At 60.6% G+C, this 13,065-nt stretch carries 9 protein-coding genes; 3 read left to right on the forward strand and 6 right to left on the reverse strand.

The annotated features are described in order from the left end of the window. Positions 1 to 18: 18 nt before the first annotated feature. Positions 19 to 1,941 (reverse strand): TAT-dependent nitrous-oxide reductase, encoded by a 1,923-nt coding sequence (nosZ, locus tag BHC62_RS10615; RefSeq protein ID WP_029294848.1) that lies wholly within the window; start codon positions 1,939 to 1,941, stop codon positions 19 to 21. 38 nt (positions 1,942 to 1,979) lie between these two features. Further along, the gene (nosR, locus tag BHC62_RS10620) at positions 1,980 to 4,160 is read right to left on the reverse strand and encodes a transcriptional regulator NosR (protein ID WP_070995001.1); all 2,181 of its coding nucleotides are present in this window, start codon (positions 4,158 to 4,160) and stop codon (positions 1,980 to 1,982) included. Between the two features lie 221 nt (positions 4,161 to 4,381). On the opposite strand from nosR, the gene BHC62_RS10625 reads away from it, so the two are divergent. After that, positions 4,382 to 5,173 carry a MipA/OmpV family protein gene (locus BHC62_RS10625; protein WP_070995002.1) on the forward strand — a complete coding sequence of 264 codons (792 nt, stop codon included), beginning with the start codon at positions 4,382 to 4,384 and terminating at the stop codon, positions 5,171 to 5,173. 194 nt (positions 5,174 to 5,367) lie between these two features. Here BHC62_RS10625 and BHC62_RS10630 read toward each other — a convergent pair whose 3' ends face one another. From BHC62_RS10630 to BHC62_RS10640, 3 genes are all read right to left on the reverse strand, one after another. After that, complete coding sequence (locus tag BHC62_RS10630) at positions 5,368 to 6,651, reverse strand: ATP-binding protein (RefSeq protein WP_029294843.1); 1,284 nt, start codon at positions 6,649 to 6,651, stop codon at positions 5,368 to 5,370. A gap of 4 nt (positions 6,652 to 6,655) precedes the next feature. Next, the gene (locus BHC62_RS10635; RefSeq protein WP_029294841.1) at positions 6,656 to 7,363 is read right to left on the reverse strand and encodes a winged helix-turn-helix domain-containing protein; all 708 of its coding nucleotides are present in this window, start codon (positions 7,361 to 7,363) and stop codon (positions 6,656 to 6,658) included. Positions 7,364 to 7,512: 149 nt separating this feature from the next. Next, complete coding sequence (locus tag BHC62_RS10640) at positions 7,513 to 8,115, reverse strand: tRNA-(ms[2]io[6]A)-hydroxylase (RefSeq protein WP_029294839.1); 603 nt, start codon at positions 8,113 to 8,115, stop codon at positions 7,513 to 7,515. Positions 8,116 to 8,272: 157 nt separating this feature from the next. Here BHC62_RS10640 and BHC62_RS10645 point away from each other — a divergent pair, with 157 nt between their 5' ends. Next, positions 8,273 to 9,136 (forward strand): universal stress protein, encoded by an 864-nt coding sequence (locus BHC62_RS10645; RefSeq protein WP_070995003.1) that lies wholly within the window; start codon positions 8,273 to 8,275, stop codon positions 9,134 to 9,136. 148 nt (positions 9,137 to 9,284) lie between these two features. Here BHC62_RS10645 and BHC62_RS10650 read toward each other — a convergent pair whose 3' ends face one another. Further along, entirely contained in the window at positions 9,285 to 9,755 is a 471-nt protein-coding gene (locus tag BHC62_RS10650) for a DUF1289 domain-containing protein (RefSeq protein WP_029294834.1), read from the reverse strand. A 395-nt stretch (positions 9,756 to 10,150) separates the two neighbouring features. Between BHC62_RS10650 and acnB the strand changes: the two genes are divergently transcribed. Next, a complete protein-coding gene (gene acnB, locus BHC62_RS10655; RefSeq protein WP_029294832.1) occupies positions 10,151 to 12,760 on the forward strand; it encodes a bifunctional aconitate hydratase 2/2-methylisocitrate dehydratase in 2,610 nt (869 codons plus the stop codon). The last annotated feature ends 305 nt before the right edge of the window (positions 12,761 to 13,065 follow it).

A 13,065-nucleotide genomic window follows, 5' to 3' on the forward strand; every position in this document is an offset into this window, starting at 1 on the left:
ATTGGTTGGTGCTCGCCGTTAAGCCCGCTCGACCAACATGCGCCCTACCATCTCCATATGCAGCGCATGGCAGAACCAGCTGCAGTAGTACCAATGCAGCCCCGGCTTGTCGGCGATGAAGGTAATGGACGACGTTTGCTGCGGGCTGATTTCCATGCTCACGCCATGGTTGGTCATGACAAAGCCGTGGGTCACGTCCTCGATCTGGTCGATGTTGGTAATGGTCACCGTGACCTCATCGCCCTGCTTGACGGTGAACTCGGTCAGGCCATAGGTCGGCGCCATGGAGGTCATGTACACCCGTACTTTCTTGCCGTCGCGGATCACCTTGTTATCGGTCTCCAGCTTGATCCCGTCCTTGGCGGCGATGGCCACGGTTTCGGCAAAGAACGGGTCGTTGCGCTCCCAGATTTTCTTGGTCTTGATCTGGTCACGCCGCGCCATCACGCAGTCATGGGGTTCGGCGAAGGTCGGGCCGTCGTGGACCAGTTTCATTTCATCGCCCGAGATATCGATCAACTGATCGTTTTCCGGGTGCAACGGGCCGGTGGGCAGGAAGCGGTCCTTGGAGAATTTGCTGAGCACCACCAGCCATTGGCCGTCGGCATCCCGGGTTTCGGTGAGCGAGGCGTGGTTGTGGCCCGGTTGGTAGTGCACATCGAGCTTCTGCTTGATGTAGTTGACCTTCTCGCCGCCATAGGCGCGGATGGCTTCGGCGATGTTCCACTTCACCACCTGGCTGTCGATAAACAGCGTGGTGTAGGCAAAACCCCGGCCATCATAGGTGGTGTGCAACGGGCCCAGGCCCAGCTCCGGCTCGCCGACGACCACGCCGCGCGGGTCTTTGATCTTGTCGCTGAACAGGTCGTCGAGCTTGTCGATGGCGATGATGGTGCAGGTCGGCGACAGCTTGCCGTTGGCGATAAAGTACTTGCCGTCCGGCGAGGTGTTGCAGCCATGGGGGTTCTTCGGCACCGGGATATAGCGGGTGAATTCACTGTCCTTGCCATCGTCGCCCTTGCGCCCGTCCACCACCGGCACCTTGACCCCGTCGAGGTTGATGAACTTGCCGGCCTTGATCGCCGCCTCGATGCGCGGGATGTTGAACACCACCACCCAGTCGCGCTCGTTGCGCATCATGCCGCCCAGGTCGGAGGCCTTTTCCGAGTTGTAGCAAGTGGCCGCAGCGTATTTGCCGGTGTAGTCCATGTCGGCGTTGTCGAGGTTGCCGTCGACGATGACCTGGAAGGCCATTTCCATTTTTTCTGCGTCGATGGCGTTAAACATGGTGAAGCTGTTTTTGTCTTGCAGGTCGAAGGTGTGGCCGTCATTGGGGTGCGGAATGATGAACTCGGCGTTGCAGAACACGTACTTGGTGTACGGCACCTTTTGCAGGCGCAGGCCGTGGATCGCCTGGGCGTTGGGCACGGTGACGATTTTGTCGCACTTCATGATGTCCAGGCGGATCCGCGCGACGCGGGTGTTGGCCTTGTCGTTGATAAACAGGTATTTGCCGTCGTAGCGGCCATCGGTGGTGGACAAGTGCGGGTGATGGCAATCACCGTTCTGGTATTTGGCGCCCTCGCCGAGGATGCGCTTGCTCTCGTTGGTCAGGCCCCAGCCGGTGGCCGAATCGACGTTGAATACCGGGATGCGCATCAGCTCGCGCATCGACGGCACCCCCAGCACCCGCACTTCGCCTTGGTGGCCGCCGCTCCAGAAACCGTAGTACTGGTCCAGCTCACCCGGGCCCACATGGATCTTCGACTTCGCTTCCTTGGCCGCCGCCGCAAAGGACTCGCGGGTAAACACCGTACCGCCGATGGCCGAGGCGCCTGCCAGCACCGCGCCGGTCACGGCGCCGGTGCCGAGGAAGCCACGCCGGCTCATGCCTTCGGGTTGCGGTGTGGCCCCGGTTTTTTTCGATTCGCTGTCGTTCATGATGTGCTCCAGATGGGAAAAGTGGGTGCCCAAGGCCGTCATTCAGGCACCGCCACCTGCACCACCGGGATCAATTGCCCAGGGGTGGGTGCGGCCTTGTTGCGTTTCTTGCGTTTGTTGATCAGTGGCGGGCATTTGTGGTCGTTGTGCCAGGTCATCTGGCAATCGAGGCAGTAGTGGCATTCATTGGCGTTGATATGGCCATCGGGGTGGATCGCCTGGATCTCGCATTCCTTGGCGCACAACTGGCACGGATCGCCACATTCCTTGCGCCGCTTGAGCCAGTCGAACAGGCGGAACTTGCTCGGGATTGCCAGCGCCGCGCCCAGCGGGCAGAGATAGCGGCAATAGACCTTGCGCGTGAAAATGTTGATCACCAGCAGCACCAAGGCATAGGCGACGAACCACCACTGGCGGTCGAAATGCAGGGTGATGGCGGTCTTGAACGGTTCCACTTCGGCAAACCGTTCGGCAGTGGCCATCGACTCCAGGGACAGGCCAAACAGCCCCAGCAGGATCAGGTACTTGATCGCCCACAGCCGCTCATGCACGGCAAACGGCAGTTCGAACTGGCGCACCTTGAGCTTGCGCGCCGCCTCGTTGATCAACTCCTGCAACGCCCCGAACGGGCACAACCAACCACAGAACACCCCACGCCCCCACAACAGGATGCTGGCGGCGGTGAATACCCAGAGCATGAAGATCAGCGGGTCGGTGAGGAACAGCTCCCAGCGGAACTGCTGGAACAGCGCATGCACGAAGGTCAGCACATTGACCACCGACAACTGGCCCAGGGCGTACCAGCCGATAAACACCACGGTAAACAGCAGATAACCGCGACGCACCCAGTGCAGCAGACGCGGGCGCCGGGCCAGGCTGTCCTGCAAAAACAGAATCACCGTCAACAGCACCAGGGCGGCGCCCAGCACCAGGACCTGCACCTGTTTCTGGTACCAGATCGTCATCCACATCGGCCGGTTGGCTTCGTCGATGGCGGCCTGTTCCGCGGCGGTCGGCAGGGGTCGTTCCAGGTAGGCCTCGGGCATCTGGTAAGGCAGTTCAAAGCTGGTGAAGGTGCCGCTGACCGGGCCGGTCTGGCGCCGCACCAGCAACTCCAGGGTCCACGCCGAGCCTGGGTCGAACGCGGCCTGGGGGCGCACGATAAACACCGACATTTCCTCGAACTCGGGCATGCCCTCGGCGAATACGTCATACAGGCGCTGGTGGTCCATATCGCGAAAGCTGATGACGTTGCCGAACTGGCGCAACTGCACCCGATCAAAAATCCCGCCGCGCACGTAGCCCGAGCCCTTGAACGAAAAAACCCCGCGCCCCAGCACCGCAATGGCCTGTTCGCCAGGCTTGAGGCCCTGCATCAGCACCCGGTATTGCGCCTCGCCCAACAGGTTGCGGCCGATGGTCGGCGCATTGAGATCCGCCACATACAAGTCGATAAATGTCTCGTCGGCCTGCCCCGGCCCCGCCACTTCCACACCTTCGGCCTCGGTGCCCTTGAAGGCAGCGTCCACCTGGCCGCGTGTCAGGTGCAGGCGGCGCACTGCGCCATTGCCGGTCAATTGCGCCCAGTTGGCGGGCTCGAACAGATCAGGGCGCACCAGCGCGACTTTCTGCGCGGTGCTGGCCTTGTCCTCGATCAATTTGAGCGACACCGCCACTTCGTGGGCGGCACGCATGATCACTTCATTGACCACCATGGCCGTAACGGTGGCACCGGCCACCGCATCCACGGTCACCGCCTGGCTGTCGCTGGAGTGCCCCACCACTACCCGCTGCCTGACGTTGATCCCACTGTAGCGCGCCGTGAAGTCATGCAACTTGGCCTCGGGAATGCCGATCAGCAGGATCGGCTCGTGGTGCTCCAGCACATAGGCATCACGGATCACCCCGGCCGGGTCGAGGATCACTTGGGTGTTGATCGGTTTGCCGGAGTAAGCCGGAATATCCACCACATCCAGGCTCTGGAACACGTAGCCGATCACCGCGCCTTTGGCCGACAGCGTGCGCACCTTGAACTTGCCTTCAGGGGCGGAAATGGCGTCTGCCTGGGGGAAGATCTTGTCGATGCGCTGCTGTTCAATCGCGCCGTAGGACTTGGCCTGGGCCGGGCCGGCCAGGCTGAACAGTAAAACCAGGACAACCAACCAGGTGACGGGACTTGCCGCCAAGGTAGCGAGGGTCGAGGGCTTGGTGCGGTTCATGGGCTCACTGACTTCAACGGCCGGAATATGCAGCCGATGGTAGGTGGCAGGTGGCCAGTGAGCCCTTGATTGAAATCAAGTCTGGGGGCGGTGCGGCGTTTGGGCGCTGGGCAGGCAGCCCCGGCTTAACAGTCTTTGACAGTTTCCCGACAAAGCTGTCAAAGACCCCTGCCCACGCCGTCCCTAGGATTCGAGCCTCCCATGGAACAACGAAGGCCATCATGCGTTCAAGAACAATCTACCTCGCTGCCACCTCTGTGTGCCTGCTCACCTGCACCCAACTGTCAGTCGCCACCGACTGGCAATACAGCCTGCAAGCCGGGGCGGCCAACCTGCCGCGCTACAGCGGCAGCAATGAACGGATGACCGCGCCCCTGCTGGGCGTAAACGTCGTCAGCCCATGGGGGATTTTTCTCGATACCAACAAGGGGTTGGGCTGGGGTTATGAAGATGACCAGTTGAGCTTCAGCGCCTATGTCGGCGCCAGCACCGCGCGCAAGGACCAGAAGAAAAGTACCCACCTGGGTTCCGACCGGCTCAAGGGCATGGGCGACATCAAGTCGCGGCCACAGTTTGGGGTGAGTGCCAGCTATACCCTGGGCAGCGCGATCCTGGGCGCAACCCTGGAACATGCCTTGGAGCAAGACGATAAAAAAGACAGCGGCAAGGCCTTCACTTCATTGGAGTTGAGCATCGGCACCAACCTGTATGACGGCGACTACGGCACCGTGGACGCCAGCCTCAACAGCCGCTTTGGCGATAGCAACTATGTACAGACGTGGTATGGCGTGACCAGCGGCCAAGCCCAGCGCAGCCGCTTTCGCGCGTATGACGCCAAGGGTGGGATGGTCAGCCGGGGGCTGAACCTCGATTGGAGCGTGCCCCTTGGCGAGCACACCACATTCTCGACCTTGCTGGATGTGCAGTACTTGTCGGGTGATGCGGGTAAAAGCCCGATTGTGGAGCGCAGGATGCAGACTTCGGTGATGGGCGTGCTGAACTACACCTTTTGACGATTTGCCCTGTGGCGAGCGGGCTTGCCCCGCGCTGGGCTGCGGAGCAGCCCCAAACCCAGTCACCGCCGTATATCTGAAGAAACGCGGCGGACTTATTGGGGCTGCTTCGCAGCCCAGCGCGGGGCAAGCCCGCTCGCCACAACAGCCCGCTCGCCACAACAGCCCGTTTGCCACAATCGGCCGGTCGGCATCTACAGATCGGCGTAGGCCCAAGTCATGCGAAACGACGCCCCGCCCCACTGCGAGTCCAGCACCTGCACCTGCCCGCCATGCCACTGGCTGACACGCTGGACCAACGCCAGGCCCAGGCCAAAGCCGCCGGTGCGGCGGTCGCGGCTGGCGTCCAGGCGCGTAAACGGCTGGAAGATTCTCTCACGGCCATCCTCGGGCACGCCGGGGCCGTCATCGCAGACGCGTACCTCATAGCCACTGCCGAATTTGACCAACGACACCTCCACCCGATGCTCGGCATAACGAATGGCATTGCGCAGCAGGTTGATCACGGCGCGCGCCATAAACCGTGGCTCGATCTGGATGAACTCCACTTCACAGGTACGCAGTGACAACTGCACGCCTTCCGCTTCCGCTTCCAGGGCGACGCTGCCGATCACACTGTCGAGCCAGCTTTGGGCCTCGATGTTCTCGCGGGTGACTTGGGTGGCACCACGCTCAAGGCTGGCGTAGGTCAACAGCTCGGAAACCATGTCTTCCAGCTCGCCAAGGTCGGCGTACATGTCGCCAATCAGCGCGCGGCTCTGGCGCGGGTCCGCTTCCTGCTTGAGTTGATCGAGCTCAAACGACAAGCGCGCAATCGGTGTGCGCAATTCATGGGACACCGCGTTGGTCAGCTCACGCTGGTTGGCGATCAAGTGCTCGATGCGCTCGGCCATCTGGTTGAAGTGCCCGGCCAACTCACGCACGGTGGAGCGACGCGGCAACAGGATGCGCGAGCCCAGGTCATTGTCACCAAAACGCTGGGCCGCCAGGCGGATGTGCTCAAGGTCACGCCAGTGCGGGCGCACCCAGAAATACAGGACGATGGCCAGGCACAAGCCCAACAAGCTGTAGGCCCACAGATACAGCCAGCGTGGTTCCACCGGCAGCTTGACCTCAAGCAACTGCGCGCCGCCGTCGATTTCAGTGATGAACTCCATGAAATCGCCGCGCACCACCAACTTGCCATCAGCCAGCAACTGTTGCTCGCGGGGGTCAAGGCCGGCTGCGTCGCGGTCAATAAACCCCAGGCGCAAGCCATAGTGCTTTTGCAGCTCGGCCAGCCGCGCCTCGCGGGCCGGCCCGGGCGGCAACGGACGCAACTGCTCCACCAAGCCGTAGGCCGGGCCTCGCATGGCTTCACGGTTGTAGGTTTCGTTGGCTTCGGGCAGCAATTCGTCGAAGGTGTAGTTCACCAGCCAGATCGCCCCCGCCAACCCCAGGGCCAGGATGATGTACAGGCGCAGAAACAGGCGCAGCATCTGGCTAGACCTCCCAGGCAAACGGATTGAACAGGTAGCCCTTGCCCCAGATGGTCTTGATGCACACGGGTTCTCGGGGGTTGTCGTTGAGTTTGCTGCGCAGCTTGCTGATATACACATCGACACTGCGGTTGAGCCCATCAAAGGCAATCCCGCGCATGCGGTTAAGGATATCGTCGCGCGAGAGGATCTTCCCCGCGCTGCTGGCCAGCAACCACAGCAGCTCGAACTCCATGGTGGTCAGGTCGATCTTCTCATCACCCAGGCTCACGCCCCGGCAACTGCGGTCAATCGCCAGTTGGCCGAACGCCAGCGAGCCACGCACCGTCGGCTCCGGCAGATGGCGGCGCTGCAAGGCGCGCAGGCGTGCCAGCAGTACGGGTGGTTTGATCGGTTTGATCACGTAGTCATCGGCGCCGGATTCCAGGCCGAGGATATGGTCCAGGTCATCCTCCTTGGCGGTGAGGATCACGATGGGTGTGTCGGACACATTGCGGATCTCGCGGCACACATGCAGGCCGCTCTGGCCCGGCAGCATCAGGTCGAGCACGACGATCTTCGGCTTGAAGGCCAGGAACGCCGCCAAGGCTTCATCGCCCCGGTGCACCACGCGCACGTCAAAGCCATGCTGTGCCAGGAAATGCTCGATCAGCCCTGCCAGCTTCTCATCGTCCTCAACGAGCAAGACCTTGCCCAGACCCAAGTTTTCCATAAGTTTCCACTGCGCGCGCCGATTGAAGTGCGCGCATTATAGTGGGCAACCGCGCTCCACAAGCGCATGCAGAGCCCCTTACTGCGGGGCTTCGACGCAAACTTCATGTTTTTAAGAGTTTTTTACAAATAGCCCGCAGTCTTTCACGATCAGGCCGGTACGCCGCTGTGGAAACGGAACTCGACGTCCGGCGATTCGATCAACTCCTGCTCGGCGGCGCGGACCCGCTCGATCACCTGGGCAACGTCCTTGGCATCACCATACTGATAAGCCAGCTTCAGATAACCCTGGAAATGCCGCGCCTCGCTTTTCAGCAGGCCAAAGTAGAACTTGCCGAGCTCTTCGTCCAAATGTGGCACCAGTGCTTCGAAACGCTCGCAACTGCGCGCTTCGATAAAAGCGCCTACCACCAGGGTGTCCACCAGCTTGACCGGTTCGTGACTGCGCACCACCTTGCGTAGACCCGAGGCATAGCGACTGGCATGCAACTGGCGCAGCTCGATCTTGCGCTTTTTCATCAGGCGCATGACTTGCTCATGGTGCACCAGTTCTTCGCGGGCCAGGCGCGACATCATGTTGATCAGGTCGACATGGGAGTGGTACTTGGCAATCAGGCTCAGGGCAGTGCTGGCGGCCTTGAACTCGCAGTTCTTGTGGTCGATCAGCAGGGTTTCCTGGTCGGCCAGTGCGGCCTGGACCCAGGCATCGGGGGTGCGGCAACCGAGGAATTCATGGATTTCGGGCAGGTTCATCGGGCTCACGGGCAAAGGATCACAAAAGGCCGCCGATTATACCGACCCCGCTGCAGACCACCAGTCACGGGCCTTGATGTGCATCAACATGCCGTACGGCGGGCAACAACTATAGTTGTTCCACGCCCTGTCCTTTCCACCCTTGGAGATCCCGCTCATGAACGATATTGGCAGAATCCTCGTGATCATCGAGCCCGAACACTCGGAGAGCCTGGCCCTCAAGCGCGCCAAGCTGATCGCCGGGGTGACCGACGCACACTTGCATTTGCTGGTATGCGATCCAAAACATGAGCATTCGGCATTGTTGAGCTTGCTGAAGGAACAACTGTTGGCAGACGGCTATAGCGTCAGCACCGAACTGGCCTGGAAAAACAATCGGCACGAAACCATCATCGCCGTGCAGCAAGCCGAAGGGTGCGCACTGGTGATCAAGCAGCACTACCCCGACAGCCCGCTGAAAAAGGCCCTGCTGACACCCGACGACTGGAAGCTGCTGCGCTTGTGCCCGGCGGCAGTGCTGTTGGTCAAGACCGCGACCCCGTGGACCGACGGGGTGATCCTGGCGGCCATCGACGTGGGCAACCTCGACAACGAGCATAAATCCCTGCACGCCGCCATTGTCGATCATGGCTTTGACATTGCCAGCCTGGCCAAGGGCCAATTGCATGTGATCAGCGCCCATCCGTCGCCCATGCTGTCGGCCGCTGATCCTGTGTTCCAACTCAAAGAAACCATCGAAGCCCGCTATCGCGAGCAGTGCAAGGCCTTCCAGGCCGAATTCGACATCGATGACAACCGCCTGCACATCGAAGAAGGCCCGGCCGATGTACTGATTCCCCATGCCGCCCATAAATTGCGCGCGGCGGTCACAATCATTGGCACCGTGGCGCGTACCGGGATTTCCGGGGCGCTGATCGGCAACACGGCAGAAGTGGTGCTGGATGCGCTGGAGAGCGATGTGCTGGTGCTTAAGCCCCAGAGCATCATCGATCACCTGGAGGAACTGGCCAATAAGCCCTGATACCCATCCCTCGGCCAATGAAAATCAATTGTAGGGGCTGGCTTGTCGGATCGCCGCACCGCTGCGATGGCGGTGGGTCAGTTGATACATCTCTGCCTGAACGGACGCCATCGCGGGCAAGCCCGCTCCCACATTTTGATCGGTGTCGTCAGCCAGAAAGTGCATCCTTGAGGAACCCAGGGGCGATGTAGCGCTGGTAATGCGCCTCGGACAGGATAAAAAATTCCCGATCAATGGCATCGCGCAGTTCCGGCAGGTTCCAGTCGCGAAACTCCGGCATCAGGACCATCCCATAGGCTTCCAGGTTGTTGATCACCCGCGCCCCCCGGGCGATCAACTGGTAGGCCCAGCAGTATTCGGATTGGTGCGGCACAAAGCGGATTTTGCGCTGCTCCAACTGCCAACGCAGCTGTTTGGGATCGAAAACCTCCAGTTTGCCCGCCATCACCTGCACCAGCAGTTGCTCAAGCCGCAGCCATACGGCACGTTTTTCTTCCTCTCCATAGCCGTTCCACTGGATCACTTCGTGGTGGAAACGCTTGCAGCCCCGGCACACGAGATCGCCGTAAACCGTGGAGCACAGGCCGATGCAAGGGGTCTTGATGGTTTGGTTGGACATGGGTGGCAGCGCACAAATCAGCGAAACAGTGGCCCATGTTAGCCCTTTGTCTAAGGTTCATCACCCTGCAAACTTGCTGCGGCAACTTACCTTTAGAAAATTTTTGCCGTAGAATCATCCGGCCTTGTAAGGCGCCAAATAATCCGTTGGAAGCTGTTTTCAAAGCGTCACGAGCACAGTCGTTCCTTCAGAACGGTGTTGGCGCTGGTTGTTTAACCTTTAAATAACCAGCACCAACCCTCATCAGCTCCGTTCTGCAGGCGTAAAACTTTGAAAGCAGCTTCTGTGAGAAATGCCGGCAGCGCTGGCTCTACGGCTCAAAAAGCCCTCGAGCGCATGCGTGCCGTGCATGTCTGGATGAGCGTCCCGTGGGACCACTGATGAGGGTAATAACTGTGCTTGAAGCCTACCGCAAACATATCGAAGAGCGTGCAGCCCTGGGTATCGTTCCCCAGCCGCTAAACGCCGAACAAACCGCAGGCCTGGTCGAGCTGCTGAAAAATCCCCCGGCTGGCGAAGAAGAGTTCCTCGTTGACCTGATCACCAACCGCATTCCACCAGGCGTTGACGAAGCTGCCTACGTCAAGGCCGGTTTCCTGTCTGCCCTGGCCAAGGGCGAAGTTTCTTCTCCCCTGATCGACAAAAAGCGCGCTGTTGAACTGCTCGGCACCATGCAAGGCGGCTACAACATCGTGACGCTGGTCGAACTGCTGGACGACGCCGAACTGGCCGCCGTTGCAGCTGCCCAGCTCAAGCACACCCTGCTGATGTTCGATGCTTTCCACGACGTCGCGGAAAAAGCCAAGAACGGCAACCAGCACGCCAAGGAAGTGATCCAGTCCTGGGCCGACGGCGAGTGGTTCAAGAACCGCCCGACCCTGGCCGACAAGATCAGCCTGCGTGTATTCAAGGTCACCGGCGAAACCAACACCGACGACCTGTCCCCTGCTCCCGATGCCTGGTCCCGTCCTGACATCCCGCTGCACGCCCTGGCCATGCTGAAAATGGCCCGTGAAGGCATCGTGCCGGACGAGCAAGGCAAGACCGGCCCGATGAAGCAGATCGAAGAAATGCGCGGCCAGGGCTTCCCGATCGCCTACGTCGGTGACGTAGTCGGTACCGGTTCGTCCCGTAAGTCGGCAACCAACTCGGTACTGTGGTTCTTCGGCGACGACGTTCCCTACGTGCCTAACAAGCGCGCTGGCGGCTTCTGCTTCGGTAGCAAGATCGCTCCAATCTTCTACAACACCATGGAAGATGCTGGCGCACTGCCAATCGAATTCGACGTTACCAACATGCACATGGGCGACGTGATCGACCTGTACCCGCATGCTGGCAAAGTCTGCAAACACGGCACCGATGAAGTCCTGACCACCTTCGAAATGAAGACCCCGGTCCTGTTGGACGAAGTACGTGCCGGCGGCCGTATCCCACTGATCATCGGCCGTGGCCTGACCGACAAGGCCCGCGCCGAGCTGGGCCTGGGCCCTACCGACCTGTTCAAGCTGCCTGAAGCACCTGTCGACACTGGCAAGGGTTTCACCCTGGCCCAGAAGATGGTCGGCAAGGCCTGTGGCCTGCCAGAAGGCAAAGGCGTTCGTCCAGGTACGTACTGCGAACCGAAGATGACCACCGTCGGCTCCCAGGACACCACCGGTCCTATGACCCGTGACGAACTCAAAGACCTGGCGTGCCTGGGCTTCTCCACCGATCTGGTGATGCAGTCCTTCTGCCACACCGCGGCCTATCCAAAGCCGATCGACGTGACCACCCACCACACCCTGCCTGACTTCATCATGACCCGTGGCGGTGTATCGCTGCGTCCAGGCGACGGCATCATCCACAGCTGGCTGAACCGCATGCTGCTGCCGGACACCGTAGGTACCGGCGGTGACTCCCACACCCGTTTCCCGATGGGCATCTCGTTCCCGGCCGGTTCTGGCCTGGTCGCGTTCGCCGCAGCCACTGGCGTAATGCCACTGGACATGCCGGAATCGATCCTGGTGCGCTTCAAAGGCAAAATGAAACCTGGCATCACCCTGCGTGACCTGGTTCATGCCATTCCTTACTACGCGATCCAGTCCGGCCTGCTGACCGTTGAGAAAAAAGGCAAGAAAAACGCCTTCTCTGGTCGCATCCTGGAAATCGAAGGCCTGAACGACCTGACGCTGGAGCAGGCTTTCGAGCTGTCCGACGCCTCGGCCGAACGTTCGGCTGCCGGTTGCACCATCAAGCTGTCGAAAGACTCCGTCACCGAGTACCTGAACTCCAACATCACCCTGCTGCGCTGGATGATCGGTGAAGGCTACGGTGATGCGCGTACCCTGGAACGTCGTGCCCAAGCGATGGAAGCCTGGGTTGCCAACCCTGAGCTGATGGAAGCCGATGCCGACGCCGAATACGCCGAAGTCATCGAAATCGACCTGGCCGAAATCAACGAGCCAATCCTCTGCGCGCCGAACGACCCGGATGACGCCCGTCTGCTGTCCAGCGTTGCTGGCGAGAAGATCGACGAAGTGTTCATCGGTTCGTGCATGACCAACATCGGTCACTTCCGCGCTGCCGGCAAGTTGCTGGAGCAGGTCAAGGGCCAGCTGCCAACCCGTCTGTGGCTGTCGCCGCCGACCAAGATGGACGCTCACCAACTGACCGAAGAAGGCTACTACGGCATCTACGGCAAGGCTGGCGCGCGCATGGAAATGCCGGGCTGCTCGCTGTGCATGGGTAACCAGGCACGTGTAGAGCCGAACTCCACCGTAGTGTCGACTTCGACCCGTAACTTCCCGAACCGTCTGGGTGATGGTGCGAACGTCTACCTGGCCTCGGCTGAGCTGGCGGCAGTCGCTTCCACGCTGGGTCGCCTGCCGACCGTCGAAGAGTACATGGGCTACGCGGCCAAACTGGACACCATGGCCAGTGATGTCTACCGCTACCTGAACTTCGACCAGATCGCCGAGTTCCGTAAAATCGCTGCAAGTGCCAACATTCCGGTGGTTCAAGCCTAAGGTCTGCTGACACAAAAAACGCCGCGTATCGCAAGGTACGCGGCGTTTTTTTATGCCTGGAGAAATGTGGGGCTGTTGTGGCCTCATCGCGGGCAAGCCCGCTCCCACAGGGGATCGCGGCGAGGCAGGGAATTTTGGACACGCCACAAAACAAATGTGGGAGCTGGCTTGCCTGCGATAGCGGTGGGTCAATCACCTATGCGTCCAGCTGACCCACCGCAGGGGATCGCGGCGAGGCTGGGAATTTTGGACATGCCACAAAACGAATGTGGGAGCTGGCTTGCCTGCGATAGCGGTGGGTCAGT

Origin of the sequence: Pseudomonas sp. 06C 126 (assembly GCF_001855215.1) — a bacterium.
Taxonomy (GTDB): Bacteria; Pseudomonadota; Gammaproteobacteria; order Pseudomonadales; family Pseudomonadaceae; genus Aquipseudomonas; species Aquipseudomonas proteolytica.